This window comes from Methylobacter sp. sgz302048 (assembly GCF_052162025.1).
Classification (GTDB): Bacteria; Pseudomonadota; Gammaproteobacteria; order Methylococcales; family Methylomonadaceae; genus Methylobacter.
This window is the reverse complement of sequence record NZ_CP197401.1, coordinates 2,021,479-2,046,947: the sequence shown is the minus strand read 5'-3', so window position 1 is coordinate 2,046,947 and position 25,469 is coordinate 2,021,479. Positions and strand designations below refer to the sequence as shown.

Sequence of the window (25,469 nt, the reverse complement as noted above, 5' to 3'; positions counted from 1 at the left end):
CTTCGATAAACTTACTGTGCACGCCCGGGATGTCCACCTGTCTGAGGTACATGCCAGGGCGCGCAGTGGCGGCCTGGCCAGCCAGTCCAGCAACTTTGGCTCGCGTTTGCGCGTCACGTCAACCAACGCTGTGAAACGGGCCGCGTCCTTCCGTTTGCCGATCAGCCCCGCGGCATCTTCGAGGGTATCGATCCACGCCTCACAGGGTACTGCGTTAGCGCCGAAAATGCGATGCCTGAATTCCCGCATCTCCACCCTGCAGTAAGGCATCGCCCGAAGCTCGACAATCCAGGCGCGAACATCGTCAAAGCGGTCAGTCATTTCGGCCGATGTCGGGCTCTTTAATACCAAGCGTTTCGGGAACAGCGATCCGCCAGTGACGAGATCGCCCAGCAGTTCGCCCCGATCCCAGAGCTTGCGCACCTGAGTGCGCAAATCAGCCGGCCTGGTCCAGGTCATCCCGACATCCTTGCTTTCTCTGTGCGATACTCTTCAATCGAGAGATTGCGCAGCTTGGAAGCTTTGCCTTCCTCGTTGTGAACAAACCCCACGCTGGAAACAAAAGGCTCGATGATGTGGATTTTCTGCAACGGCGTCACGATCAGAAGCTGCAGATTGAGCTGGGAGAACAGCCGCAGACCGTATTGCGCGGATTCGTCCGAGCCGCGCCCGAAGGCCTCGTCGATCACCACGAAACGGAAAGATCGGGAACGGGCATTGTTAATTTGGTATGGTTTGAGCTAAGCTAATCCATTTTTACCGAGTCAGTGATCATGGTTAGATGCCCCAAATGTAGCTCAGAAGGCTGTACTAAAGATGGGATGGCGAAAGGCAGGCAGCGTTACCGCTGTAAGGTTTGCGGTTATAGACATACAGTCAGTTACCGAGGCCTCCATCCAGCCATTAAGCGGCAAGCGCTCCAGCTTTACCTTGAAGGCTTGGGTTTTCGTTCCATTGGTCGAATCCTGAACTGCAGTCATGTGGCGGTCTATAACTGGATCAAGGCCTACGGCAAGTCCATTGAATCCATTCGCTCTACCGCCGGCGTTGAGGTCGTCGAACTCGATGAGATGCAGACCTATATTGGCTCCAAAAAAACTATGGCTGGATCTGGATGGCTGTTGATCGAAATAGCAAACGATTCCTCCACTGCGAAGTGGGTTCCCGCGGCACAGAAACAGGCCGAAAGCTATGGGCGGCCATTGAAGATCAGCCAATAACCCAGGTCATGACTGATTATTGGCGTCCTTATGAACAATTGGTCCCGAAGGAACTGCATACGCAATCAAAAGCTGAAACCTATACCGTGGAAGGTTATAACAGTTTATTCAGGCATTTTCTTGCCCGGCTGCGCCGAAAATCAAAATGCTATAGCAAAAGCAAGGATATGCTGAAATATTCCGTCATGCTTTTGATGCTTAAATGGAACGGTGAATTAGATACTATACTTAATTAACAATACCGGATAAAAAAATGCAGAGCTATAAGTCCAGGTTAAAGTAATGTTTACAGTAACTTGTGAACTCACGCCCTGCGATCTTTAATCCTCTTACCTATACGGTTTTATCTAGGATAACCGTATTGCTGAGGATAGGTGTTTTGCTGCGGGTAGCCTTGTTGTTGAGGATAGCCGTAGCTGCCGCCTTGCGGGTAATTTTGCTGCGGATAATTTTGTTGTTGTGGGTAACCACCCTGCTGAGGGTAATTCTGCTGCTGATAGCCGCCTTGGGGATAACCTTGCTGCTGGTAACCGCCTTGAGGATAGCCGCCTTGCTGCTGAGGGTAGCCCTGTTGCTGTTGAGGATAACCTTGTTGCTGCTGATACCCGCCTTGCGGCTGTTGAGCGCCTGGCTGGCTGCCGGCAGTCGGATTGGCGACGATCGCCAATTCCACGCGACGGTTTTCAGCACGGTTGGCATCACTGGTATTAGGCAATTTCGGCATGCGCTCGCCCATGCCCTGTTGAGTGATGCGCGAATAATTCACACCATGCTGAGTCAGATAACTGGAAACACTGGTAGCGCGCTGCTCGGATAATTTCTGATTATAATTATCAGCCCCGACATCATCGGTATGGCCGGTGATACTGATCTTGGAATCCTGATACTGGTTTAACACATTAGCCACCGAATCCAGAGCGGATTGGGCCTGCGGCGTCAAGTTGGAGGAATCGAATCCAAATGTAACGTTGTTCGGCATGGTCAGGGTCAGCGTATTCTCGGCTGTCCTCTGAACCTCGATACCGGTTCCTTGCAGCGATTCATTCATCTGCTGTTCCTGACTGTCCATATAGGCGCCCACCGCCGCCCCTAGCGCACCACCGGCCAAAGCGCCCCAACCGGCATTCTTAAGATCGTTGCCGCCAAACAACGTACCGGCACCAGCGCCTACCGCAGCGCCCAAGCCTCCTCCTTTGGCCATATTGCTTAAACCTGATTGACCGGTATAAGGGTCAGTCACGCAAGCTGTCAATAAAGCGGAACTGATACCGATAACTAATAAACTTTTTTTCATAATTGCACAGCCTTTGGCTAATTTTTACAAAAATACTAATGGTTCTATCTGAGATCTTTCAGTTAGAAACGAAGTGATAATTATAGAACAACACAATCCTCGGTCCACAAGGTAATCGTTCTTTCCATTTTAAGCATTTGAACTAATGATTGATGAAGTTTTATGAATTCCGGCTGAACGTTACTATAAATTCCTTTATAGCTCGCGTAGGCTGGGTTGGAGCTTTAGCGGAAACCCGGCATGGGCGGCCGAAATGCTGGGTTTAGCAACCCAGCCTACCGCGATTAAAAGCTCTGATGTCCGACGCGGCAAACGGGATAAAACGTCTATGCATAACATCAGTTCCTTTATAGAAACTTAGTTCAACGCGTGTAAATTATCTCAACATCGGGAAGATTATGATAAACATCAAGATAGCTGTGATTTTCCGTTAAGGCTTTGATGACTGCCGGCAGCGGCTCGGGCCAGATTTCCGGAAAGTCCCGCTCCCGTTTTTCTGTGGTTGCAAATGCCAGTTGTTCCTGCGGAGGGTGAAACTCGGCATTGATGCCGTCTTTATTGCCTCTGGCATCAATGCGATACCAGCCGTAGTCCTGCAGATAAACTGCATTAAGCCCATGCAGGCAGTAAGGCGCGCCGTTTCCTTCCAGGCTTAAACGCTGATAGCACAATCCGGCCGGTATGCTATTGGCACGCAATAAGGCAGCCAACAAGTGACTTTTTGCGTAGCAGTAGCCTGTTTTATGCTGAAGCACTTCGGATGCCCTGCAGGTTACCGCGTTTAACCTATAGTCCCAGCTATGACGGATATTATCCCTTACCCACTCAAAGCATTTTTTGGCCGTGTCATGGTCGGCATCTGTGTTATCCGCCAGTTGTGCAGCCAAGTTGACGATGGCCGGATGTTTCCAGTCAATGTATTCGGTCGATTGTAGATATTTTTCCATAGCGAAGCTGTGCTAAACCTCTCTTCACGCCAATTCGTCATCGCGTTGGAAGTTCAAGCGCGCGGCAATGGCGTCCAGCATCGCCGGTTCTATCCCAATGCCGAACTCGTCAACAATGATCCTGCCCAATTCTGCCGGCGTCTCGATGATGCGCGTCTCTGATAGGCCGGATTGCATTTCGGTGAAATTCGTATCGAAAATGCTGATGCGTCCACCTGGCGTACACCGGTTCATCATCAGATGAAACGGGAACGGCGATTGGCTCCAGCTTGAACAAACCACATTGCCTGCTTCCAGATCGCAAAATCGAACGGAAGCCCGGTCAAAGCCGTACAATGCGAACCAACCATCCGCAGTGTGTTTTTCAACCACCCGTTCATCGAACAAGCTATCCTGCCTGATGCGGAAAATCTCTCCGTCCACCGTTTGCTCCAGTCCGATCTCCAACTGCAGGGGCACCGAAAAGCCGGGGCCGCCGAAACCGGCATCGGCCAGCCAAACGCCGGTTTCGGTCTCGACCAGAAAACACAGATGCGTGCGGGGTCCTCCTTCCGGCTGCCCCATGCGGACACGCGCCAGAACAGGCGTATAGTGAAAACCCAAAGCGCCCAGAGCCTGCCCGAATAGACCGTTCAACTCGAAGCAATAACCGCCTCGCCGTCCAAAAATCAGTTTGCGGACAACCGAAGCCTTATCCAGGCTCGGAGTGACTCCCAACAGCGGATCGATATTTTCAAACGCGATAGCCCGAAGCTGCGCCGACTGCAAACAGGCGAGCCCTTCTGTCGAGGCCTCGGGCTGGCTGATGCCTATGCGGCTCAGGTATTGTTCTTTGTCAAATGGCATCGTCAGTCCTCATAGGCAGGGATCACTTCCAGCTCCTGCATGCCGGCTTCAACCCATTCCTTGAGCGCCGGATGCTCAAGCACTGCATTGACATAACCGCGCGCTTCCGCGTTGGTATCCAATTGATATAAATGAAAGCGCAAAGCCACCGGCGCAAACATGGCATCGGCAATCGTGAACTGGCCAAACAGCCAGGGACCTCTGTCCCAATACTGTTTCCGGCATTGCTGCCAGATTTGTCCGATGCGCTCGATATCATTGCGCACTTCCTCGAGCAGCTTCTTGGCGGCCGGCGGACGCCGGCAATTCATGCCGCAATGCGTGCGCAGGGCTGGAAAACCGGCATGCATCTCCGCCGAAATCGAACGCGCGAATGCCCTTTCCGCTTGTTCTTGAGGCCAAGCCTGAGTTTCCGGGAACCGTTCGGCCAAATATTCCATAATAGCCAGCGAATCCCAGACCTTGAGTCCGCCATCGATCAGAACCGGCACCTTGCCAGACGGGGAAAAGCCAAGTATCCGGCTTTTGGAATCCGCCTGAGCCAATGATATTTTGACTTCATCAAAGATGATGCCGTGGTGTTTCAGAAACAGCCACGGACGCAAGGACCAGGAAGAATAATTTTTGTTGCCGATAACTAAAGTCATGCTCATGATGCTTTAACTCCTTTTTGAGGCTATGAATTAGGCTTTATTATCTTATAAACGATCAATTTATCGCCGTATTAAACATACATGATAAGTCGACGGCTACCAAGCGTCGATGAAAATCATGTTTTTTCACCAACAGGATGCTTCGCGATCATACGCTGCGACCGCGCGCGCAAATTGCCGAAACCGTGTCTTCATCCTTATGTAAACGCAACAGAGCCTGTCAATTAATGCCCATGTTTAGATTTGCGCTGTTTACAATCTTTCTGTAAAAAGCGCGTCGCCTCCTGTGGCATTTTTTGATTGGTCGCGAGCAGATATGCCTGTATCCGGAAAATCCGTGAACAGACCATCGACGCCCAAATCAAAATAGTAAGTCATTTCTTCTTCGGGATCGGTAAAGCCGTAGCCACCGGCGTCATTGCGGAAAGTCCAGGTATGAACCTGCAGGCCTTTTTCATGAGCCATTTCCAGCACGCCTGTGCTGCCTTCAACGCGCCGGTCATTGATGGTTAGCTTGCCGTCGCCATCGCGGTCAATACCGTCATCCACAGTCTTTACCAAGTATGGTTTCCATGGACCGATACCATCGGCGTAAGTTCTGACGAAATCCAGCCCCTCTTCAGTCAATAAATCGGCAAATGTGCGCAGATCGCCCAAGACAACGAAGTCATAAGGTTGCCGGTAAGGTGCTGCCAGCGATATTGAACCATCGGCATTCACATCATCCGCGTCGATCAACTGCACCAGTTTGATATTTGTTTTAAAGTTCAAGTATATAAGATTGCTCACTTCGAAAGACTGGATGAAAATCGGCGCGCATGCGCTGTTGCCGTAGGCGGCATGGAGTTTATTCAGCAGCCTCTTTTCGAAAAAATGCGGACCGAACAGTTTGCGATTGTGCTCATCCTTTAGCTCCGCGTGATAAGTCGAGTGCTTGATTTCAGGGTAAATACCGATGGTGCGCCCTGTCTCACTACTTTTTTGTTTGGTCAGGGCAATCACTTCATCGAGAGTTGGAATCGGGTAAAGGCCATTGTATTGCTGATCCCTACCGGCACGGGACTGAATGGCGCGCAGGGTTTTGATCTCGGCCAGAGTAAAATCGCTGGCAAACCAGTCATTGTATTCAACGCCATCGACCATGCGCCTGGTCTTGCGGCTGGCGAATTCCGGATGAGAGGCCACATCGGTAGTAGCGCCTATCATCGGTTCGTGACGCGCGATCATCTGGCCGTCTTTGGTCAGGACCAGATCGGGTTCGATGTAATCGGCGCCCATCTCAATCGCCAGGGCGTAACCTTCCAGCGTGTGTTCGGGGAGATAGCCGGATGCGCCCCGGTGACCGATGACAATGGGCGCTTTATTCTCAAGAGGCGTAGCTTCAGCAGTGTTTTGCAAGCTCATGACGGCAAGTACTGTAAGCGTTAGTAGGATTAGGCTGTGAAATTGATTTAGCATGAATCAAATCCTTTTTTATCAAAAGAGATAAGGTGGTTGAGATTACTGATACAGATTGATAAAAAACTGCCGATGCCTAACATGACCTCGGCAGCCAAGGATCAATCCTTATCCGATGCTGCAGCGATCAGCGTTTTACTGAATACGGTCGTGCCCTCGATATCTTTCAGATCGACGGTCAAAGCTCGGCTCTTTCGGCCAATGTTGACCTCACCGAAGAATTGCAGTCCGGCAAAGGGCGACAGATTGACTTGGCCGGCCGACGGTGCTTTAGTGAATACCACTTGCGGGCCGAAGGTGGCGTCTGTGCTTTTGGGGCCAAAGGAGCCGGCATTAAGCGGTCCGGCCACAAACTCCCAGAACGGTGCAAAATCCTTGGTTTGAGCTTTGCCGGGATCATAGAAGTGGGCAGCCGCGTAATGAACGTCGGCGGTCAGCCAGATGATATTGTTGATGTGTTCATGTTTGACGAAGCTCAGCAGGCTGGCAATTTCCAGTTCGCGGCCAGCCGCCGGCCCGTTGTCGCCATTGGCAACAGCTTCCCAGAGCGCATTGCCCTGAGTATCGACGCCGTCACCGATGTTGAGGCCGATGGGCATATCGGCGGAGATAACTTTCCATACTGCGCGGGAATTCTTCAGTTCTTCCTTCAGCCAGGCAAGTTGCGTTTCGCCCAGGAAAGCCGTTTCGGCGCTTTCCTGCGTTTGCAGGTTAGTGGAGTTAGGACCGCGATAAGTGCGCATATCCAGCACAAAAACATCCAGCAGCTTGCCGTAGGAAATTTTTCTATAGATACGGCTGGCTTCTTCGGCATCGTGAGGACGCAGGGGCGCATATTCATGAAAAGCCTTGGTGGCGCGGGCAAGCAGCAAAGGCACATCCTTGACGTTATAGCTGCCGTCATTGTTCAGATCTTTTGAGTCGGACCAGTTGTTGACGACTTCGTGATCATCCCACTGCCAGACTTGCGGAACTTCGGCATTGAAGCGCCGCAGATTTTCATCCAGCAGATTGTACTTATAGCGGCCGCGGAACTCATCCAGCGTTTCGGCGACTTTGCTGACTTCAGGGGTAACAAGATTGGTCCAGATTTTGCCGTCTTCGGCGGGTCTGCTTGGCGGAATGGGTCCATCGGAATAAATATTGTCGCCGCTTTGAATGAAGAACTGAGGCTCGACCTGACGCATGGCTTCATAGATTTTCATGCCGCCGAAGGATTCATTAATACCCCAACCTTGACCTGATGTATCTCCTCCCCAAACAAAACGGATATTGTCGCGTTCGCCGATCATATGGAAATGGCCTGCAACCGGCTCGCTTTTGGCATGGGCATTGGTCAGATCCTCGAACCAGACCTTGACGAAAACATCGCTGCCTTGAGGAAGGCCAACCAAATCCTGACGGGCGGTAAAATCGGTACTTTCGAATGCATAAGGTCCTCGGATAATCCGGGAATCGTCGAATTGCTCATTGAGCGCGTACTCCACCATCATTCGGGCCGGGCGATCGGTCCGGCTCCATACAATGGCTCGTCCCGGCGCCAGATCACCGAACTGGATGCCCTGCTCCATCAATGGAACACCGTCATCCGCTGCCGCCATGTTTGAAGCAGCCAATGCCAGAAATAGCGGCAAAGCAGTCATGCTTAATCTTTCCTGATTCTTAAAGGAATTTTTGTCGACCCTCTTCATAGAAATTGCTCCATTATTACTATTGATGAGGCTCGGATTATAGGTAGCGCTAATGACAGAATGATTAAAAGGGCACAGCTGATTGCATAACGCTAACCCAATATAAGGACTCAGGCATTCCATGTCCTTCACCCATCAAGAGAAAATAGAAGAGGAAATCCAAGAGGAAAAAGCTGTTTTTAAATCCTATAGGGGCGGCTGCAGTCGCCTCTACAAGTTTGAGTTGCCCTTATGTAAAAATCATTTTGGTTGCTTGATTATTAAAGGCGGCCACTTTGGTAAGCAAAACGCGCAATTTTACCGCCGAGGCAATAAATCATGCCCAGGCGGTTGAGGAATAACGGCAGGGAGCCGCTTGGGCGCTGTAATGCGCAGTTGCTTATTGACGTTATAGACACCGAACACGACCACGATAGCACTGATATTGACTTGGAACTCCTCAGCCAGAAACTGTACCAGATGCGCCGTAGCCCTGCCTCGCACCGGCATTTCGGCAACATGAATTTCCAATTGCTTGCCAATGACCTTGCCGATTGCCGTACGTTTGGCGCGCGGCCGGCCCAGGATATTCAGTACCAATGTATCGTCCTCCCAATGGCAAAATGATGACATTTATGCTCCTGATAAATTTATAAAAATGCGGCCAATTGCAGCTCCAGCAAGAGGTTAAAACACTATTCTCCGGCGGATATTGAACAATTAGCGCATATTAGAATCATATGGATTAATTATTGATCAAATTTTTTATTTTGAAAAATTGATCAGTTCGAGCCTGACTCGCAGGTTTTTTACTGATTAATGCTACATACGGACAGTTTTTTACCCTCGTTTGCTGCCCCGAGCAGCCTGTTCCACAAGTAAAGTACTGGGCTAAAAATCATCCGTTTTATGGAGGTAATTCCAAAAAAACTTGAAACATGAGGCCCTTGTCCTCAGACTAACTAATGTTATGCAGACCCGGCCTTCACCGTTTGCAACACCAACCCGTTTTTAAATGCAGTGTCTTTAAAAACTGCTGCCTAAAGAAAGCCGACCTGTCTATTCATTGCTGGACCCAAACAATTTTTATTATATATCAAGAGGTTATACAGATGAAAATTGCCCAAGTCGCACCCTTGCATGAAAGCGTTCCACCGAAAACCTATGGGGGAACGGAACGAGTAGTTCACTATCTGACCGAAGCCCTGGTACAACAGGGTCATGAAGTCACGCTCTTCGCCAGCGCCGACTCCTGCACCAGCGCCAAGTTACATGCTATTGTCCCCAAAGCCTTGCGTCTTGCGCCTGAAAAACGCGATCCCGTGGCCTGGCATATGTTGCAGTTAGCTCAAGTAAGCAGTGTTGCCGAAAGCTTCGACTTTATTCACTTTCATACCGACTATTTCCATTTTCCTTTGTGGCGGAAGATGCGAACGCCGCAAGTGACAACCCTGCATGGCCGTCTCGATTTACCCGACCTTAAATCATTATTCAATGAATTCCTGGATATGCCGGTAATTTCGATAGCTAATCATCAGCGCGACCCTTTACCCATGGCACGTTGGACCGACACGGTGTACAACGGTATTCCGGTCGAATTATACGACTTCCAGGCCAATGCCGGCGATTATCTGGCCTTCCTTGGCCGCATGTCGCCTGAAAAAGGCGCTGAAGAGGCTATCGAAATTGCCCTGAATGCAGGTATGCCGCTAAAAATGGCTGCAAAAATCGATGACGTGGATCGCGAGTATTTTGAAACCCGCATTCGCCCTCGCCTTGATCATCCATTGATTGAATTTATCGGTGAAGTGGACGAACGGGGCAAAAATGAATTGCTGGGCGGCGCGAAGGCGCTCATATTTCCGATAGCCTGGCCGGAACCTTTTGGCCTGGTAATGATTGAAGCTATGGCTTGCGGCACACCTGTTATCGCTTATCGGCGTGGTTCCGTACCTGAAGTAATGATAAACGGTGTGACCGGTTATGTCGTGGAATCCAAAGAAGAAGCCGTCTCAGCTATAGCCCGTATCGACCAGATCGATCGCGGCGTCTGCCGGAGCTATTTCGAAGAACGCTTCTCGGCAGAGCGGATGGCCAAAAATTATGTCAATGCTTATCAAAAACTGATGGTGCAGCAGGAAAATACCCGTTCGGATTCCGGCGCGTACCTCATCAATATGAGGAAAAATCGAAAAATATCGCCAAGCGATGCCTGGAAGCAACGGCTAGCCACTGCATCGACCGGCACTTCCGACAAACTTTAACGATAGCTATCGGAGGATGCAATGGAAGGTTCTGTACAAATAGATAACAGCTGGTATATTCCGGCCACTTCTTCACGCGCCGACGATCGGACCAAGGTTCTTAAATCCGGCGATAGCTTTGGCGTTTTCAGCCGTCACGGCGAAATAAGCTGGGTTGGTTTCGGCGAACAAGGATTTTATTTTCTCGGCACCCGTCACCTGTCATTCTGGCATATCAAACTGGCCGAACGAGAACCGATGCTGCTCAATTCCATGGTTCGGCTCGACAACAGTCGCTTGGTAGTCGACCAGACTACGCCGGATATGTTTCGTGATGAAGCGCTCTGGCTCCCTAAAGGCAGTCTACATCTACATCGCGAATTGATCGCCCATGAGAGTTCGCTCAGCGAGCACCTGAAAATAGTTAACTACCATGATCAACGGCATCGCTTCTATCTGGAGTATCAATTTGATGCCGATTTTAGCGATATTTTCGAAGTGCGCGGTGTGGAACGGGCGCGTCGCGGCAAGCAAAAAGACCCGATCCTGGAACAGAACGCAGTCATTTTGACTTATGAAGGCTTGGACGGCGTTATCCGCCGCACCCGTATCGGTTTTAACAGGCGTCCCGATCAATTGGTCAACGACAAAGCGAAATTCTGGATCGATCTGGCGCCGGGAGACAGTTATGAACTGGAATCTCTGATCACATGCGTTAATGGTGACGCCCATTTTCATTTGCTCGATCATTCGAAGGCCATTGAAGCCAAGAACCGTGAAATTGAAGCCGACCGGGCGTCCCGCGCATCGGTCTGGTCCGACAACGTGCAATTCAATGAATGGCTCAACCGTTCAGCGGCCGACTTGCAGATCCTGACCACGGAAACCACTTACGGTCCTTATCCCTATGCAGGAATCCCTTGGTTTTCCACTCCTTTCGGACGCGACGGGCTGATCACCGCACTGCAAACTTTATGGGTGCAGCCGGAATTAGCTCGCGGAGTTTTGGCTTTTTTGGCTGCGACACAGACCGAATTGGACGATCCGAAGATAGAAGCCGAACCGGGAAAAATTCTGCATGAAATGCGTGAAGGCGAAATGCCTGCGCTGGATGAAGTCCCTTTTCGACGATACTACGGAACCGTGGATGCAACGCCTTTGTTCGTTGTGCTTGCCGGCCGTTACTTCCAGCGTACTGGTGATATAGCGTTTATCAGGGAACTTTGGCCTAATATCGAAAAAGCCTTGAAGTGGGTCACTACAAAACTGGAACAAGATGGTTTTCTCAGCTATCGCCAGCATGTAGCCGGCGGTTTGGTCCAGCAAGGCTGGAAAGATTCAAACGATTCAGTATTTCATCGTGACGGCAGCGATGCCATACCGCCAATAGCCCTGTGCGAGGTTCAGGGTTATGCCTGGGAAGCGTTAAAGTGCGGTGCGGAACTTGCCGACCGCCTGGAGCTTGATGCGAATCTTCCCGGGCGCTTTGAGTTTGAAAACAAGGCGCACTACTGGCGAACCGTAGCCGATCGCCTGCAGGAGGATTTTGAAGCGGCTTTCTGGCTCGATGATCTCGACATCTATGCCATAGCACTGGATGGTACGGGCAAACCCTGCGCAGTCCGCAGTTCCAATCCCGGGCATTTGCTCTATAACGGGATAATTAAACCGGAACGGGCCGAGCGCCTGGTCCGGCAATTGACCGGGGAAGATGCCTTTAACGGCTGGGGGTTAAGAACAATTTTCGCTGGCGAAGCACGCTATAATCCCATGTCCTATCATAACGGCTCGGTCTGGCCGCATGACACCGCGCTGGCCGCCGCCGGCATGGTCCGCTATGGTTTTGTCGATGAAGCCTTAAAATATGTCGAAGGCTTGTTTAATGCCTCCATTTTTTTCGATCAACACAGGCTTCCGGAACTGTTTTGCGGCTTTAACCGCATGCAGGGACAGGGCCCGATACTTTATCCGGTCGCCTGTGCGCCTCAGGCCTGGGCCAGCGGTGCTATATTCATGCTGATCGAAGCCATGCTGGGCATTAGTTTCGAGGGAGCTCGCCCACGGCTTCGATTGCATCACCCGCGTCTTCCAAGTTATCTTGATTGGCTGCGCATCCGGGATTTGCGCTACGGCACCGCCACCATTGACTTGACTGTTCGCCGGCATGGCAATGATATAGCGGTGAGCGTAGAACGGCGCAACGGCGATATTGGACTGGTTGCCGTGCTTTGATCGACGGCTGGCCAATTCCGGCTGATCATGGCTCAGTTTTCCGGGTATTTCGCATGGCCAGCATTTCATGGCAGGCAGGAAGCGGTAGAAATTGAACAACTCTTAAAAAATTCAATCATAGAGACTGAATCTATCGCTCCCGCGCTCTGCATGAAAATGCATCTTGAAATACCCACTTGGAGCATGGAAACCATGAATCGGATGGATTATGCATTCATGCCCTGCAATCGATTGCGTGCCATTTTCGTCAGCCTGCCATAAACCCTGGCGGGCTTCCCGGGTCGAGTGAATTCGATCCTACAGTCACTATTGACTGTGCAATGTCAGTTGCATAAATACTCAAAGCACCACCTGCAAAGGAGGATGAAATGAAAGTATTTTTATTACTGCTCGCCTTGCTATCAACTTCCGCTTACGCCCAGGTTTACAAGTGCGCCCCTGGCAAATACCAGCAAGATCCCTGCCCTCATAAACCCTCCGTTCGGCCGATGGTGATCTACGACATTCCCAAACAAAGACAGCTTGCCGCACAGCACCGCTGGGCCATAAAAAAAGAGGAAATCCGGATGGAGGATGAGACCATGACCGAAGCCTGGGACAGGGAGCGCGCCTTCCGGATTGAAGAGGCCAAAGTGGTCGCCGCCTTGCGGCAAGCCAACGCCGCCCAACGGACGGCACAAGCGCTGGAAGTTCAGAACGACATTGAAATCTTCAAACTCCAGCCGTGGATTCCTCGCTTTTATCCTGATTTATCTATTTATGATTATCCTTATTAAAAGCTGGGCTTAGGCATTCTGCTCTTCTGCTGCCGGTAGAAAGTTGGATGATCTAAAAATGAAAAAAGCCGTTTTAAAAATGTGGGGGGCGACTTCGCCTAGAGCGCCTACTGTTGGCAGTCGCCTCCCACACAGGCTTGCGTAAGTCCTAAAAGGATAATCCGCGCTCGCTCAGTGCCTGCGCCAGTTTGAGGTCATGCCGGAAGCATGGAAATCGCCATTGAGTTGGGCACATCAGGCAATATTACCTATAACTATATGAATTTTTTATATATTTTAGCACCAGCCTGATGAAGCAGGATCAAGCAATTGCTCTGCATAGGTATTTGTACGAATAAACATCTGATGGGCCGTTTGTTAGTATGAATCCCGTCGATTAGCAATAGCTCCCATGCTTCTCGACAATTTTGTCTCTACTTTAAAAAGACCACCTCCCACCAACCCCCCACAATTTCTGGTGGTCTTTCTTTTTCTTAACTTCCAGTTTCTTCTTCAATCTCCCGCGCAGGGTTACGCTTAATCCTGTTCAACAATAAAAGCACTGCCGCCCCGGCAAAAAATGAAACCAATAAAACTCCCCAAGCGCTTTTGTCCCAGTCTACCCAATAAGAATCCGCATTTACGGCCGCCGATATGCCCGGAATGCTGGGCAGATCGCCGTCGCCGCCGTCCACTTTCAGCTGGGCCTTCATGCCTTTTTCCATGTGCTGAGGCACTTCGCAGTGCACCAGATAGGTTTTACGCTGGCTGGGCACGATAATAGAGGCTGTCTTTTGGCCCGGCCCGTAGATTTCCATCGTGAACATGCCTTGCGGGTAAATATAGCCCGGCAGGTCGTGGATCATGAACTGATGCCGGATCTTGTCCTCGTTGATAAACGTGACGTTAATACGCGAACAGGGCGGAACCTCCCATTGCTGCTGGTCAAACGCGTACATGATGCCATTGAATTTTTTGGCCTGTTTATGGCCGGCACGAACCGTAATGTTGACGTCGCCGGCGATTTTTTTACAGTCGCGCGGCACATTGTCGGTATTGCTGTTCATGATCATGCCGGTTTCGTCCATCATCATGCCGTTATGGTTCATGGCCGCCACAGCAGACTGAACGCCGGCCGTGGCCATTAACAAAATAAGATGCTTAACGAAATTCATTTTACCGCTCCATTTTAAAGCTGCGCACGAGATAGAACACCAGTGCGAACAGCAGTCCGACCGTCAAACCGAAGGCTATGATTTTCAGGTAATTCGGGGCCAGAGGCCCTGCTTCGCCCAGCAACTGCGCAAATTCGTCTGTAGCCCACATGGGTTTTTCGCGCGCGTAATAAGCGCTAGTAAAGAACTCATCAAACGCACCCTCGTGCAGTTTCGGCATGCCGTGCTCATCGATAAAATCGCGGTACACGACCAGAGAGATATTGCCCCCCGGCTCCACGCCGTCATTAGTCGCGCCGGTCTCGACATGATCGTGGAACATCCAGACGCCCTCGCCATCGTTATGGAGACCGTCATTGGTCGTGTCCAGCTTGATGTCCACGCGCTGCGCCGAAGCAAGATCGACCACATCGCGAATGACTTGCGCGGCTTCAGGCTGCTTGATGCCATCATAATGCGTGACCGTGGCCTTATGGCCGTGGAAATGCAGCGCCATGGCCGAATTTTGGGCGTTGGCGACGCGCAATTTGATCTTTTCATTGGGTCCTGTGACGATCAGGTCGTCGCGCAACGTATACGGGAAGGCATGACCGTTTAGCAAGAAATAGTTTTCATGCGATTCGGTCATGTTGTATTCGCGGTTCATTTTTTTCTCGATCAGACGCGGATCGTTGGCTTCCTGAATGATTTTCGCCAGCCGCTTGTCGACAGACTGATAATGCAGATCATATTCCTGGCTGTATTCCTCTTTGACACCGACTGACGGATGCCGCACATGCCCTCCGCCGATATTGAAGGTCTGCACCCAGTTGTTCGGGCGGTTTTCCTCTACGATAAACATGCCGGCCATGCCCATCATGACGTGTTTGTCGGTCTGTACATGACAGTGATAAAGCATGGTGCCGGTCGTCCGCGGCTTCATTTCGTAAGTATGGCTGTCGCCCGGAAAAACGGCCATAGCGCCGCCGTGCGCATCGCCGTCATTTTCACCGCCGTCCGCTGTTTTCCAGGGGTGATCGACGCCGTGAAAATGAATCGTGTGTGGAAAATAATGCGTGTTTTCCAATGTGATGTAGACCTGATCGCCCTGCTCGACGCGGATCACCGGCGACGGCGCGCGCAGGAAATAATTGGCCTGGTTGGAGCCGTAATTCTTCACGGCCATATCGCTGGTCTTGGGTGCGAACACCCACAGCCCCGGCTGCACGCCCGGCAACACATCATAGCTGGGGATCAGGAAATCGCCGTCGGGCGATCTGCCGTTAAGCTCGATGACTTCCAGCTTGATGCGGATCACATCGGGGTCGCCGTCGCCGTCCAGGTCGTCTGTTTTGGTCAGCGCATCTTCGGACAGATGCGTGCTCATCAGGGTAGGCATCGAAACGTTATTGACGCCTTTGACGAAAGCGGCAATATCATAGGGATTATCGGGATTGCACGCTAGCGATTCGGCAATCTCGACGCCGTCGATAGTCTGGGCCTGGCGCCATTCGGGATGCTCATCCTTGCAGGGCTTTTCAAAGCCGAGCGACTTAGAGGTCATTTTGGGCCGCGTGGGCGGCGGATTGAGATCGGCTTCTTCGAACTTGCCGGGTCTTAACCAATATGCCAGGGGAATCAGGAGAACTATCAGGAGAAGACTTAATAAACGTAAGTATTTATTCTGCATTTTTAGACAACTGTACAGCAAGATTCATAACTAAACGCGCCACTATACCGAAAATTTCCCGACTAGGAAGCATTAGTTCATCATAATATTAAGGCAAACGCCTCATCCGGGGCAGCCTCAGCCGTGACTTTCATGAAACCGCAACGTCCATGAAAAAAACCGGCATTATCACTTATTTTGCAAAATCATGAATTTAAAAGGTTTCATATACTCCATGTTTTTCTTGATGAAATAGCCAAGTTGAGGAATAGCAATAACTGTTTCGAGGGTTTCTGCCTGCGTGGCTTCGTCCCGATTCTCAGCCATGAGGCCAGGTTTACCTAAAATCGAACGGCATCATGCCGCCAAAAAATAAATCATCAAAATCATCCGGAACTGATTTTTTGGGAATTTTATAGCTTTTTAGCCATGCTTTAAGTTCAGCAGGATTTTGAAAAGTCTCAAGCTCTTTCTGAATGGAGTCTATATCTGTCTGAACTGACTTCAGATCATGTTTCAGCGATGTAATCAATTGCCTGGGAGTTAGATACGCATAGAAAGGCAGATTTGATTGCAACCTAAATATCTCTTCAATTTGATGAATTTCCTGATCCAGCTCAGACAGCTGCTCTTTCAATATCTTATTGAAATGTTTCAGACGGCTGTCAGCCATTTGGCTCAAATGCGCGGGATCGATCTGCTCAATTTCCAATTGCAATTCCAGTAGTTGCAATAAGTCTTTTTTGCCGTAAGCGGTATTGACGCGTTGCATTAATTCGGTTTTGCGAGCACGTTCCTGTTCATCCGGCTCGCGGTCGGGATGCAGTGTGGCGACTAATTTACGGTAAACCTCCTGGACCGACTTACTTGCCAGTGCCTCTTCCTCTCGCTGGCGTGCTTCTTTTTCCAATTGTTTTTTGGTTTTTTTACGCTGTTTAACGGGAGCGTCCGATTGTTCTTTTATTTGATCTTCTGCCTGCGCTTGCAGCTTTTCCTGCAAGTGGGCGTGCAACTTTTCCGGCGAACTTACATCGACGTCATCACCCAAATCCACATTAAACATGCCTTCCGCGATGCTTTTCATGAGTTCGCCGACAGCGGCTTCAGCCTCCTGGTTGATAGTATCGTAATCTTCATCGCTATATTTGTTGAACAAGGCTTTCACTTCATCGCTGTTCAACTCGGGAATTAATTGCTCGCATGCCTCGCAAATAAGATGCCTAATTTTCAATTTGTCGGTTTTTTTGAATAGTGGCTTGTCGTAAGACTGATCCAATAACTTGGCCCACTCAAATTTCTGGTTGTACAAGATCTCTACAGCGGGGTCGTATTCCTGCTCAACTATTTGATGATACAAAGGGATGGCTTCTTTCCACTCGAGCAACAGCTTTTTTTGACGGTCAATTTTTTTAGTCAGGCTATTGAATTGTTTTTGGGCCGCGGATAAGGTTGTTTTTCCGTCGGCTTTTGAGGCAATTCGGACGATTTTGCGTTTGGATTGAGTCATGGTTTAAATTTCGTGATTGAGCGGATAAGAGGCTGGCGGCGTTTATGAATATTATTTTACCAAAATAACTCGACTGATCCTTCTGAATCTCCAGCCTGCAAGTGGATTTTTCGAACGCTGTTGATGGATTGCTGACAAATTGTTCAAAAACCCACCAGGCCCTGCACATCACAGCCATAAATTCATAATAAAAATCAGTATTAACGATAAAAACAGCATGGCATTTTAATTGCTAAATAGAGAATTGCCGGGTTGCCGATCTCCATCTGATATGTGTACCCGAGCCTTTTTCAACAGTAGCGAGGTATTGATATGTTCGAAGTCATTCTGCTTGTTATCGTCATGTTTGTAATGGCGACATGCGCTTTTTTCCCATTAGGCTACAGCATGGCGTATTTTTCAAAATCCCCCCAACAATCCACAGCCGCCAATCAAGTGGAATGGACGGCCGATTATGAGTTGAGAATCCTCGAGGAATCAAATCGTCTTCTGACTCATCTGATAAGTGAAATCGAGGCTTCCTTCGGGCCGCGCCCTAGCGATTCCGTCTTGCGGCGCCATTACGATACCCTGGTTGCTGCCGAACTGGAGAATCGTCTGGCAGCAACAATGGCCGAGTAAATTAAAAGCATCTTTGTCGGGTTATACCACACTTTTATGCACTAACCCGACCTGCAGCTTTGCGCGCTTTACGTCATCCTGATCCATTCCTCTACCGCTGATTCAAATTGCATGGAATCCGGACTTATATACGCTCTCTTCTTCCGGTTTGTGTCCCATTTCCTGCAATTGTCCGGTTCCTATGTCGCATTTGTCGCATAACCGACACTGATTAATTTTTTTCCAAAGCATCTTGACATTATTTACCTTAATATTTATAAGGTTTTATCAGGCTGGCATTAATCCGGTACGGATGTTGCAAAGGCCATGCGGAGCAGTGTCGCCGATCACTGCGTTGATAAAAAAGGCACTGAAGAACGTTCGGGAGCATCTGGGTCTTGCGTTCATCAAGTAGCCAGATAATAATGCCAGGAGTTCCTGAATGAATGAAACCTTTTACGATGTCATGCGCAGGCAAGGCATCACGCGACGCAGTTTTCTCAAGTTCTGCAGTTTAACCGCTGCATCATTAGGTCTTTCCCCCGCTTTCGCCCCCAAAATCGCGCATGCGATGGAGACCAAGCCGCGCATTCCGGTGCTGTGGCTGCATGGTCTGGAATGTACCTGTTGCTCGGAATCCTTCATCCGTTCCGGGCATCCTTTGGCCAAGGATGTCATTTTGTCGATGCTGTCGCTGGATTACGACGACACCATTATGGCCGCGGCCGGACATAACGCCGAAGCCATCATTGACGAGATCGTCGAAAAATACAAAGGCAACTACATCCTGGCAGTGGAAGGCAATCCGCCGCTGGCCGAGGACGGCATGTACTGCATCATCGGCGGCAAGCCCTTCGTCGAACAGCTCAAATACGCGGCTGAAAGCTGCAAGGCCATCATCTCCTGGGGCTCCTGCGCATCATGGGGCTGCGTCCAGGCCGCCAAGCCTAATCCGACCCGGGCGACGCCGGTGCACAAGGTACCGGGCTTGGCCGACAAGCCGATCATCAAAGTCCCCGGCTGCCCGCCGATTGCCGAAGTCATGACTGCCGTGGTCGCCTATCTGCTGACCTTCGACAAACTGCCGACCCTGGATAAGCAAGGCCGTCCGCAGATGTTCTACAGCCAGCGTATTCACGACAAATGCTACAGAAGACCACATTTCGACGCCGGCCAGTTCGTCGAACATTGGGACGACGAAGCCGCCCGCCAGGGCCACTGCCTGTACAAAATGGGCTGCAAGGGGCCGACCACCTATAACGCCTGCTCGACGGTACGTTGGAATGAAGGCGTATCGTTTCCGATTCAGGCCGGCCACGGCTGTATCGGCTGTTCCGAGGACGGTTTCTGGGACAAAGGCAGTTTCTACGAGCGCCTCACCGATATTAATCAATTCGGCATCGAAGCCAACGCCGACGCAGTCGGCGGCACCGCGGCGGCCTTAGTCGGCGCCGGCATTGCCGCGCATGCCGGCCTAACGGCACTGAAACGCGCCAAACAATCAGGAGCTGAACAACAATGACAGTCAGAAACACACCCAACGGCTTCAATCTGAATGATGCCGGCCGCCGCGTCGTGGTCGATCCGGTCACGCGCATCGAAGGCCACATGCGTTGCGAAGTCAATATCGACGACGACAACATCATCCGCAACGCCGTCTCCAGCGGCACCATGTGGCGCGGCCTGGAAGTGATCCTGAAAGGCCGCGACCCGCGCGATGCCTGGGCCTTCGTGCAGCGCATCTGCGGCGTCTGCACCGGCACCCACGCCCTGACTTCGGTGCGAGCGGTCGAAGATGCTCTGAAGATCAAAATTCCGGAAAACGCCAATTCGATACGCAACCTGATGCAATTAAGCCTGCAGACGCAGGATCACCTGGTACATTTCTACCATCTGCATGCGCTGGACTGGGTCAATCCGGTCAATGCGCTGAAAGCCGATCCGGCCGCGACCTCGGCGCTGCAACAATCGATTTCGCCGCACAATCCCAAATCCTCGCCCGGCTACTTCCGCGACACACAAAACCGCTTGAAGAAGTTCGTCGAATCCGGCCAGCTGGGTCCGTTCAAAAACGGCTATTGGACCAATCCCGCCTATCTGTTGCCGCCGGAAGCCGACCTGATGGCGGTAACGCATTATCTGGAAGCCCTGGACTTTCAGAAAGACATCATGAAAATCCGCACCATCTTCGGAGGCAAAGACCCGCACCCGAACTGGCTGGTAGGCGGCGTACCGTGCGCAATCAATATCGACGGCGTCGGCGCCAACGGGGCGATCAACATGGAGCGGCTGAATCTGGTGTCGTCGATTATCGACCGCACCATCGATTTTATCGATCAGGTTTATATCCCTGATTTGCTGGCCATCGCCCAGTTCTACAAGGGCTGGCTGTACGGCGGCGGCATTTCCGGACAAAGCCTGCTTTCCTACGGCGATATCCCCGACAACGCCAACGACTACTCGGCGGCCAACCTGCTGATGCCGCGCGGCGCCATCATCAACGGTGACTTGTCGAAAGTCCATGAAGTGGATCTGACCGATCCCGAGCAAATCAAGGAATTCGTGCCGCACTCCTGGTACAAATATCCGGACGAATCGCTGGGCCTGCACCCGTGGGACGGCGTTACCGAGCCCAATTACCACATAGGCCCGAAAACCAAAGGCAGCCGCACCCACATCGAGGAACTGGACGAGTCCGCCAAATACTCATGGATCAAGGCCCCGCGCTGGCGCGGCCATGCGATGGAAGTCGGCCCCCTGGCCCGCTATGTGGTCGGCTATGCACAAGGCAACAAGGAAATCACCGAGCAGATCAATTTCGTCCTAAAAACGCTGGACGTACCGGTCACGGCCCTGTTCTCAACCCTGGGCAGAACCGCAGCCCGCAGCCTGGAAGCGCAATGGGCTGCTGGCAAGATGCGCTATTTCATGGACAAGATGATCGCCAACATCAAGGCCGGCGATCTGGCTACTGCCAACGTTGAGCGCTGGGACCCGGAAACCTGGCCGAACAGTGTCAAAGGCGTCGGCTTTACCGAAGCGCCGCGTGGCGCGCTGGGGCATTGGCTGCATATCGAAAATACTAAAATCGCCAACTACCAATGCGTGGTACCGACCACCTGGAACGGTTCGCCGCGCGATGAACAAGGCAATATCGGTGCTTTCGAGGCGGCCTTGCTGAACACCAAAGTCGAGCGTCCCGAGGAACCGGTGGAAATCCTGCGTACCCTGCACAGCTTCGATCCCTGCCTGGCCTGTTCCACGCATATCATCAGCCCGGACGGTGCCGAATTAACCCAAGTCAAAGTTCGCTGAGGAAAATGTATGAACAGTTTGAACAGAATTAAATTGCAATGCCTATCGTTAGCAGGCTTAGTCGCGTTTTCGCATGCTGTATCGGCGCATACCGGCTTGTTGCCAACCGACGGTTTCAGCCATGGCTTCCAGCATCCGTTTTTGGGCCTTGACCACTTTCTGGTCATGCTGGGCCTGGGGCTATGGGCGAGCAGCCAGCGCCGCCAGCTTGCCAAACAGGCAATAGCGCTGTTTTTGTCATTCATGCCGGCAGGCGCCCTGCTCGGCTTGGCCGGGTTTGATTTCGCCCATGTCGAGACGGCCATTCTGGTTTCATTGTTGTCGCTCGGCATCGCGCTCGGCTATGGCACGGATAAAGTGCCCAGGGCGATCATTCTGATCTCGATCGCCGTCTTCGCCGCCATGCACGGGCTGGCGCACGGCAGCGAAATGCCGGCAGCCGCCTCGGCCTATGCTTATATCGCCGGGATTGTGTCCGGCACGGCGGTTCTGCATGTGTCCGGTCTGATAGCGGGCTTTTCCGCCCGGTACGTCAATGCCGCCGGCCTGATCCGCGTTTACGGAACGCTGACCGGCCTGACCGGCGCCTGGCTGTTGTTCGCATAAGGAAGCCGCCATGAATCAGCCTGCATCTTCCACTCAAGCCGTTTACGTCTACGAAAAACCGGTACGGCTATGGCACGGCCTGAACGCCTTAGGTATCGTCGCCCTGACCGTCACCGGCTACCTGATCGCCGATCCGCTCGCATCGGCGGGCGGCGAAGCGTCCGATCAATTCCTGATGGGCTATGTCAGGTTCGTGCATTTCGCCGCCGGCTACCTGCTGGCGATCGGTCTGCTGTTCCGGTTGTACTGGGCCTATGCCGGCAACGAGCATGCCCGGCAAATCTTCCTGCCGCCGCTCTTGTCACGCGATTTTTGGCAAGGCGTCGGCCATGAAATCTTGTGGTACGCCTTCCTGGTCAAGGAGCCTCGCAAGTATGTCGGCCATAATCCCCTGGCTGTGCTGGCCATGCATTTCATCTTTGTTTGGGGCACGCTGTTCATGATCGTGACCGGCTTTGCACTGTACGGCGAAAGCATCGGGCAAGGCAGCTGGCAATACGTGCTGTTCAGCAGTTGGGTGCTGCCGGTTTTCGGCGACAGCCAAAGCCTGCACAGCTGGCATCATCTGGTCATGTGGCTGATCATATGCTTCGTGCTGATCCATATTTACGTCGCCGTGCGCGAGGATAAACTGTCCCGGCAGAGCATTTTGTCGACGATGGCGACCGGTTGGCGCACTTTCAGGGACGATAAACCGCTGGACGGCAGCCATTGACCATGAACATTCTGCTATTAGGCATAGGCAATGTGCTGTGGGCCGACGAAGGATTCGGCGTTCGCGTGATCGAGCACCTGCAAAAACGCTACCGCTTTCCCGACCAGGTCAAAGTCATGGACGGGGGTACGCAAGGCGTTTATCTGGTCGAACATGTGCAGGCCGCCGATGTCCTGGTCGTATTCGATGCGATCGATTACGGTTTGCCGCCGGGCACGCTGAAACGGATCGAAAATGATGACGTGCCGCAGTTCCTCGGCGCCAAGAAAATGAGTCTGCATCAAACCGGCTTTCAAGAAGTGCTGGCGATGGCGCAAATGCTGGGCAGTTATCCCCGGCACTTGCTGCTGGTCGGCGTACAGCCGGAAGAACTTGACGACTACGGCGGCAGCTTGCGGCCATCGGTCAAGGCGCAAATCCAGCCGGCCATCGACATGGCGCTTGGCTTCCTGAAGGCGTTCGGCATTACGGCTGAAGCCACCAGCACGGACGACGATCTGGCCGACCCGGTGCTGAACATGCAGCGCTATGAACGGGAACGCCCTACGGCTGACCAGGCCTGCCGTATCGGCGACGAGCGCATCCTACTGTCCGATGCGTTTGAGGTGCGCTCGCCGCAACCTGCGGACGAAAATGCGTTGCAGGTCGATATCGATTACCGGGGCAAATACTGATGTGCATCGGCATTCCCATGCAAATTATCGAGCCGCGCGGCGAATCGGCGCTCTGCATCTACCGCGGCCAGGAAAGCCTGATCGACATGATGCTGGTCGGCCCGCAACCTGTCGGCGCCTGGCTGCTGGTTTTTCTCGGCACCGCCCGGGAAGTGCTCAGCGAACAAAAAGCCCAGCAGATCGCCGATGCGCTGGAAGCCCTGCATCTGGCGATGCAGGGCGACAACCAAATAGATCATTTATTTGCCGACCTGGTCGACAGAGAACCCCAATTGCCGGAGTTTTTAAAACCATGACATCGCCGCTGATTGCCCAATTGCAAACCCGACATGGCTATCCTTTTCTGGATGCGGACAGTTACGACCATTTTGTTTACGGTAATGAAACTGTCGTGCTGTTTTTCTGTAACGACCCGCTGCATTTTCCGGAAAGCAATGATGTCGCGGTGATCCTGCCGGAATTGATCAAAGCCTTTAGCGGCCGGCTGCAGGCTGCGGTCATCGCCAGATCCATCGAGCGGGAGTTGCAGGCACGTTTTCGATTTACCGGTTGGCCATCGCTGGTGTTTTTGCGCAATGGCGAATATTTAGGCGCCATCAGCGGCATCAAGGACTGGCAGGAATACAGGCAGGAAATCGAGCGGATTCTGGCCGCCACACCCGGCGAACCGCCCAGCTTCGATCTGGACAAAGTCTGCGGAGCGGCACGTTGAATTTTGGAACCCGTAGGGTACGCATCGCGTACTTTTGTTTAGACTTTGGATGCCTGGAAAATTTGGAAAAGGTCGCAGTGCGTACCCTACATTAATAACCAGCCAGCGAAATCAATAAACCTGAAAAACTATGACATCAATCTCCCTTCCAATTTTCGGCCCAGGCAGCCAGCCTTCGGAAGAAGACGGCATCGAGCTGGACTACCTGCAGATGCCGCAGGAAATGGCGACCTACAGCATGCCGCGGATCTCAACGGATTTAAACCCGACGGATCTGGCGCAGGCAAAAAGTGTATTGAGGCAACTGGAACAGGATTTGACTGCGTTCCCTTTGCTAGCCGAGCCTATTGACCTAATAACACTGGACAAGCCCAACCGGCAATTCATCAACGAACTGCTTGGCGAAGGCGAAGTCAGCCTGATTTGCACCGGCGAACGAAACAGCCGCATTCAGGAGTCGGCGCTGGCAGGCGTCTGGCGCTTGCAGCAACTGGATACCCGGCAGCAGATCATCGCCGATACGGTGGAAGTCGGCATTATTCCGCGCCAAATAATTCAATCGGCTTTCAATGGCGCGGCCAGCCGAATCGACACCGGCTGGACAGCGTTGCCGCCGGGCGTGATGAACGCGCCGCCGCTGCTGGCCGAACTCAACGCCAAAATCGCCGAATACCGGCCGGGCGACGAGGCGCATATCATCAATTTGAGCCTGCTGCCGCAAACCGAGCAGGATTTGGCGTTTCTGGAACAGCGCCTGGGCCGGGGCTCAGTGACGATACTGTCCCGAGGCTACGGCAATTGCCGGATTACCGCAACCGGCACCCGCTTCGTCTGGTGGGTGCAATATTTCAATTCACAGGACACCCTGATCCTCAATACCCTGGAAGTCAGCGACGTGCCCAGCGTCGCCTGCGCCTCGCCGGAAGACATAGAAGACAGCCGTGAGCGGCTGCAGGAGATACTGAAGGTGTATTTATGAGCACCGCCTTTTTCGCCGGCCCCTTTGGCGGCGATGCCTTGGGATTGCCGACAGAAACGCGGTTGGAATGCAAAATCTGCTGGCATGTCTACGATCCGGCAGACGGCGATGAGGTCTGGCAAATACAGCCCGGCACGGCTTTTTCACAGTTGCCCGTACACTGGAGCTGCCCGCAATGCGGCGCTCCGAAGCAGGATTTTCTGGTGCTGGACGATTGAGC

Annotated in this window: 27 protein-coding genes and 1 pseudogene; 15 read left to right on the top strand and 13 right to left on the bottom strand. The window is 52.1% G+C overall.

Translation table 11 applies throughout. The features are described 5' to 3' along the window. Positions 1-28: 28 nt before the first annotated feature. Both ACTNE6_RS09360 and ACTNE6_RS09355 read right to left on the bottom strand, forming a co-directional pair. A pseudogene (locus ACTNE6_RS09360) lies at positions 29-459 on the bottom strand (DUF3322 domain-containing protein); the annotation flags it as partial. Further along, complete coding sequence (locus tag ACTNE6_RS09355) at positions 456-692, bottom strand: hypothetical protein (RefSeq protein ID WP_442499475.1); 237 nt, start codon at positions 690-692, stop codon at positions 456-458. The pseudogene ACTNE6_RS09360 and the gene ACTNE6_RS09355, both read right to left, overlap by 4 nt. An 81-nt stretch (positions 693-773) precedes the next feature. Between ACTNE6_RS09355 and ACTNE6_RS09350 the strand changes: the two genes are divergently transcribed. Further along, a protein-coding gene (locus ACTNE6_RS09350; protein ID WP_442499474.1) for an IS1 family transposase occupies positions 774-1,456 on the top strand; the annotation gives its coding sequence in 2 pieces (ribosomal slippage) (positions 774-1,098 and positions 1,098-1,456; 684 coding nt in all). A gap of 107 nt (positions 1,457-1,563) precedes the next feature. Here ACTNE6_RS09350 and ACTNE6_RS09345 read toward each other — a convergent pair. The 7 genes from ACTNE6_RS09345 to ACTNE6_RS09315 form a co-directional block, all read right to left on the bottom strand. Further along, on the bottom strand, positions 1,564-2,514 hold the full coding sequence (locus ACTNE6_RS09345; RefSeq protein WP_442499473.1) for an OmpA family protein: 951 nt from the start codon (positions 2,512-2,514) through the stop codon (positions 1,564-1,566). Positions 2,515-2,876: 362 nt separating this feature from the next. Then, positions 2,877-3,461 (bottom strand): transglutaminase-like domain-containing protein, encoded by a 585-nt coding sequence (locus ACTNE6_RS09340; protein ID WP_442499472.1) that lies wholly within the window; start codon positions 3,459-3,461, stop codon positions 2,877-2,879. Between the two features lie 24 nt (positions 3,462-3,485). Continuing rightward, positions 3,486-4,307: an arylamine N-acetyltransferase family protein gene (locus ACTNE6_RS09335; RefSeq protein WP_442499471.1), complete on the bottom strand. Its 822-nt coding sequence runs from the start codon at positions 4,305-4,307 to the stop codon at positions 3,486-3,488. A gap of 2 nt (positions 4,308-4,309) precedes the next feature. Beyond that, the gene (locus tag ACTNE6_RS09330; RefSeq protein WP_442499470.1) at positions 4,310-4,960 is read right to left on the bottom strand and encodes a glutathione S-transferase family protein; all 651 of its coding nucleotides are present in this window, start codon (positions 4,958-4,960) and stop codon (positions 4,310-4,312) included. A 252-nt stretch (positions 4,961-5,212) separates the two neighbouring features. Beyond that, entirely contained in the window at positions 5,213-6,364 is a 1,152-nt protein-coding gene (locus ACTNE6_RS09325) for a glycerophosphodiester phosphodiesterase (protein WP_442499469.1), read from the bottom strand. A gap of 155 nt (positions 6,365-6,519) precedes the next feature. Beyond that, entirely contained in the window at positions 6,520-8,061 is a 1,542-nt protein-coding gene (locus ACTNE6_RS09320; protein ID WP_442499468.1) for an alkaline phosphatase D family protein, read from the bottom strand. Between the two features lie 345 nt (positions 8,062-8,406). Further along, positions 8,407-8,721 carry a DUF167 domain-containing protein gene (locus ACTNE6_RS09315; RefSeq protein WP_194970002.1) on the bottom strand — a complete coding sequence of 105 codons (315 nt, stop codon included), beginning with the start codon at positions 8,719-8,721 and terminating at the stop codon, positions 8,407-8,409. 479 nt (positions 8,722-9,200) lie between these two features. Between ACTNE6_RS09315 and ACTNE6_RS09310 the strand changes: the two genes are divergently transcribed. The 4 genes from ACTNE6_RS09310 to ACTNE6_RS09295 all read left to right on the top strand — a co-directional run bounded on the left by ACTNE6_RS09310 (position 9,201) and on the right by ACTNE6_RS09295 (position 13,339). After that, a complete protein-coding gene (locus ACTNE6_RS09310; protein WP_442499467.1) occupies positions 9,201-10,352 on the top strand; it encodes a glycosyltransferase family 4 protein in 1,152 nt (383 codons plus the stop codon). Positions 10,353-10,373: 21 nt separating this feature from the next. Further along, positions 10,374-12,563, top strand: a complete 2,190-nt coding sequence (locus ACTNE6_RS09305; RefSeq protein WP_442499466.1) for an amylo-alpha-1,6-glucosidase — start codon at positions 10,374-10,376, stop codon at positions 12,561-12,563. Between the two features lie 27 nt (positions 12,564-12,590). Continuing rightward, complete coding sequence (locus ACTNE6_RS09300; RefSeq protein WP_442499465.1) at positions 12,591-12,824, top strand: hypothetical protein; 234 nt, start codon at positions 12,591-12,593, stop codon at positions 12,822-12,824. A gap of 107 nt (positions 12,825-12,931) precedes the next feature. Further along, positions 12,932-13,339 carry a hypothetical protein gene (locus ACTNE6_RS09295; RefSeq protein ID WP_194970010.1) on the top strand — a complete coding sequence of 136 codons (408 nt, stop codon included), beginning with the start codon at positions 12,932-12,934 and terminating at the stop codon, positions 13,337-13,339. A 473-nt stretch (positions 13,340-13,812) separates the two neighbouring features. Here the strand turns inward: ACTNE6_RS09295 and ACTNE6_RS09290 are convergent, their stop codons facing one another. The 4 genes from ACTNE6_RS09290 to ACTNE6_RS09275 form a co-directional block, all read right to left on the bottom strand. After that, positions 13,813-14,493, bottom strand: a complete 681-nt coding sequence (locus ACTNE6_RS09290) for a multicopper oxidase domain-containing protein (RefSeq protein ID WP_442499464.1) — start codon at positions 14,491-14,493, stop codon at positions 13,813-13,815. A gap of 1 nt (position 14,494) precedes the next feature. After that, the gene (locus ACTNE6_RS09285; RefSeq protein WP_442499463.1) at positions 14,495-16,036 is read right to left on the bottom strand and encodes a multicopper oxidase domain-containing protein; all 1,542 of its coding nucleotides are present in this window, start codon (positions 16,034-16,036) and stop codon (positions 14,495-14,497) included. Positions 16,037-16,330: 294 nt separating this feature from the next. Continuing rightward, on the bottom strand, positions 16,331-16,468 hold the full coding sequence (locus ACTNE6_RS09280; protein ID WP_194969997.1) for a hypothetical protein: 138 nt from the start codon (positions 16,466-16,468) through the stop codon (positions 16,331-16,333). 10 nt (positions 16,469-16,478) lie between these two features. After that, entirely contained in the window at positions 16,479-17,306 is an 828-nt protein-coding gene (locus ACTNE6_RS09275) for a J domain-containing protein (protein WP_442499462.1), read from the bottom strand. 654 nt (positions 17,307-17,960) lie between these two features. Between ACTNE6_RS09275 and ACTNE6_RS09270 the strand changes: the two genes are divergently transcribed. The 10 genes from ACTNE6_RS09270 to ACTNE6_RS09225 all read left to right on the top strand — a co-directional run bounded on the left by ACTNE6_RS09270 (position 17,961) and on the right by ACTNE6_RS09225 (position 25,467). Next, positions 17,961-18,269, top strand: coding sequence for a hypothetical protein (locus tag ACTNE6_RS09270; protein WP_442499461.1), 309 nt, complete (start codon positions 17,961-17,963; stop codon positions 18,267-18,269). Positions 18,270-18,690: 421 nt separating this feature from the next. Next, positions 18,691-19,770: a hydrogenase small subunit gene (locus ACTNE6_RS09265; RefSeq protein ID WP_442499460.1), complete on the top strand. Its 1,080-nt coding sequence runs from the start codon at positions 18,691-18,693 to the stop codon at positions 19,768-19,770. Then, positions 19,767-21,563 carry a nickel-dependent hydrogenase large subunit gene (locus tag ACTNE6_RS09260; protein ID WP_442499459.1) on the top strand — a complete coding sequence of 599 codons (1,797 nt, stop codon included), beginning with the start codon at positions 19,767-19,769 and terminating at the stop codon, positions 21,561-21,563. Before ACTNE6_RS09265 ends, ACTNE6_RS09260 begins: the two co-directional genes overlap by 4 nt. A gap of 9 nt (positions 21,564-21,572) precedes the next feature. After that, a complete protein-coding gene (locus tag ACTNE6_RS09255; RefSeq protein ID WP_442499458.1) occupies positions 21,573-22,169 on the top strand; it encodes a HupE/UreJ family protein in 597 nt (198 codons plus the stop codon). A 10-nt stretch (positions 22,170-22,179) separates the two neighbouring features. Continuing rightward, a complete protein-coding gene (gene cybH, locus ACTNE6_RS09250; RefSeq protein WP_442499457.1) occupies positions 22,180-22,884 on the top strand; it encodes a Ni/Fe-hydrogenase, b-type cytochrome subunit in 705 nt (234 codons plus the stop codon). Positions 22,885-22,886: 2 nt separating this feature from the next. Beyond that, on the top strand, positions 22,887-23,558 hold the full coding sequence (locus ACTNE6_RS09245; RefSeq protein WP_442499456.1) for a HyaD/HybD family hydrogenase maturation endopeptidase: 672 nt from the start codon (positions 22,887-22,889) through the stop codon (positions 23,556-23,558). Continuing rightward, positions 23,558-23,854, top strand: a complete 297-nt coding sequence (locus tag ACTNE6_RS09240) for a HypC/HybG/HupF family hydrogenase formation chaperone (protein WP_442499455.1) — start codon at positions 23,558-23,560, stop codon at positions 23,852-23,854. Before ACTNE6_RS09245 ends, ACTNE6_RS09240 begins: the two co-directional genes overlap by 1 nt. After that, on the top strand, positions 23,851-24,270 hold the full coding sequence (locus ACTNE6_RS09235; RefSeq protein WP_442499454.1) for a hydrogenase: 420 nt from the start codon (positions 23,851-23,853) through the stop codon (positions 24,268-24,270). Before ACTNE6_RS09240 ends, ACTNE6_RS09235 begins: the two co-directional genes overlap by 4 nt. A gap of 130 nt (positions 24,271-24,400) precedes the next feature. After that, positions 24,401-25,249, top strand: a complete 849-nt coding sequence (locus ACTNE6_RS09230) for a hydrogenase expression/formation protein (protein WP_442499453.1) — start codon at positions 24,401-24,403, stop codon at positions 25,247-25,249. Then, positions 25,246-25,467 carry a rubredoxin gene (locus ACTNE6_RS09225; RefSeq protein ID WP_442499452.1) on the top strand — a complete coding sequence of 74 codons (222 nt, stop codon included), beginning with the start codon at positions 25,246-25,248 and terminating at the stop codon, positions 25,465-25,467. The genes ACTNE6_RS09230 and ACTNE6_RS09225 overlap by 4 nt, the downstream gene beginning before the upstream one ends. Positions 25,468-25,469: the final 2 nt, after the last annotated feature.

What these genes read in the sequence shown, in the direction of transcription:
- ACTNE6_RS09345 (WP_442499473.1), bottom strand. Translation starts at nt 2,514, where the DNA reads ATGAAAAAAAGTTTATTAGTTATCGGTATCAGTTCCGCTTTATTGACA.
- ACTNE6_RS09340 (WP_442499472.1), bottom strand. Translation starts at nt 3,461, where the DNA reads ATGGAAAAATATCTACAATCGACCGAATACATTGACTGGAAACATCCG.
- ACTNE6_RS09335 (WP_442499471.1), bottom strand. Translation starts at nt 4,307, where the DNA reads ATGCCATTTGACAAAGAACAATACCTGAGCCGCATAGGCATCAGCCAG.
- ACTNE6_RS09330 (WP_442499470.1), bottom strand. Translation starts at nt 4,960, where the DNA reads ATGAGCATGACTTTAGTTATCGGCAACAAAAATTATTCTTCCTGGTCC.
- ACTNE6_RS09325 (WP_442499469.1), bottom strand. Translation starts at nt 6,364, where the DNA reads ATGAGCTTGCAAAACACTGCTGAAGCTACGCCTCTTGAGAATAAAGCG.
- ACTNE6_RS09320 (WP_442499468.1), bottom strand. Translation starts at nt 8,061, where the DNA reads ATGACTGCTTTGCCGCTATTTCTGGCATTGGCTGCTTCAAACATGGCG.
- ACTNE6_RS09315 (WP_194970002.1), bottom strand. Translation starts at nt 8,721, where the DNA reads ATGTCATCATTTTGCCATTGGGAGGACGATACATTGGTACTGAATATC.
- ACTNE6_RS09310 (WP_442499467.1), top strand. Translation starts at nt 9,201, where the DNA reads ATGAAAATTGCCCAAGTCGCACCCTTGCATGAAAGCGTTCCACCGAAA.
- ACTNE6_RS09305 (WP_442499466.1), top strand. Translation starts at nt 10,374, where the DNA reads ATGGAAGGTTCTGTACAAATAGATAACAGCTGGTATATTCCGGCCACT.
- ACTNE6_RS09300 (WP_442499465.1), top strand. Translation starts at nt 12,591, where the DNA reads ATGGCTCAGTTTTCCGGGTATTTCGCATGGCCAGCATTTCATGGCAGG.
- ACTNE6_RS09295 (WP_194970010.1), top strand. Translation starts at nt 12,932, where the DNA reads ATGAAAGTATTTTTATTACTGCTCGCCTTGCTATCAACTTCCGCTTAC.
- ACTNE6_RS09290 (WP_442499464.1), bottom strand. Translation starts at nt 14,493, where the DNA reads ATGAATTTCGTTAAGCATCTTATTTTGTTAATGGCCACGGCCGGCGTT.
- ACTNE6_RS09285 (WP_442499463.1), bottom strand. Translation starts at nt 16,036, where the DNA reads ATGACCTCTAAGTCGCTCGGCTTTGAAAAGCCCTGCAAGGATGAGCAT.
- ACTNE6_RS09280 (WP_194969997.1), bottom strand. Translation starts at nt 16,468, where the DNA reads ATGGCTGAGAATCGGGACGAAGCCACGCAGGCAGAAACCCTCGAAACA.
- ACTNE6_RS09270 (WP_442499461.1), top strand. Translation starts at nt 17,961, where the DNA reads ATGTTCGAAGTCATTCTGCTTGTTATCGTCATGTTTGTAATGGCGACA.
- ACTNE6_RS09265 (WP_442499460.1), top strand. Translation starts at nt 18,691, where the DNA reads ATGAATGAAACCTTTTACGATGTCATGCGCAGGCAAGGCATCACGCGA.
- ACTNE6_RS09260 (WP_442499459.1), top strand. Translation starts at nt 19,767, where the DNA reads ATGACAGTCAGAAACACACCCAACGGCTTCAATCTGAATGATGCCGGC.
- ACTNE6_RS09255 (WP_442499458.1), top strand. Translation starts at nt 21,573, where the DNA reads ATGAACAGTTTGAACAGAATTAAATTGCAATGCCTATCGTTAGCAGGC.
- cybH (WP_442499457.1), top strand. Translation starts at nt 22,180, where the DNA reads ATGAATCAGCCTGCATCTTCCACTCAAGCCGTTTACGTCTACGAAAAA.
- ACTNE6_RS09245 (WP_442499456.1), top strand. Translation starts at nt 22,887, where the DNA reads ATGAACATTCTGCTATTAGGCATAGGCAATGTGCTGTGGGCCGACGAA.
- ACTNE6_RS09240 (WP_442499455.1), top strand. Translation starts at nt 23,558, where the DNA reads ATGTGCATCGGCATTCCCATGCAAATTATCGAGCCGCGCGGCGAATCG.
- ACTNE6_RS09235 (WP_442499454.1), top strand. Translation starts at nt 23,851, where the DNA reads ATGACATCGCCGCTGATTGCCCAATTGCAAACCCGACATGGCTATCCT.
- ACTNE6_RS09230 (WP_442499453.1), top strand. Translation starts at nt 24,401, where the DNA reads ATGACATCAATCTCCCTTCCAATTTTCGGCCCAGGCAGCCAGCCTTCG.
- ACTNE6_RS09225 (WP_442499452.1), top strand. Translation starts at nt 25,246, where the DNA reads ATGAGCACCGCCTTTTTCGCCGGCCCCTTTGGCGGCGATGCCTTGGGA.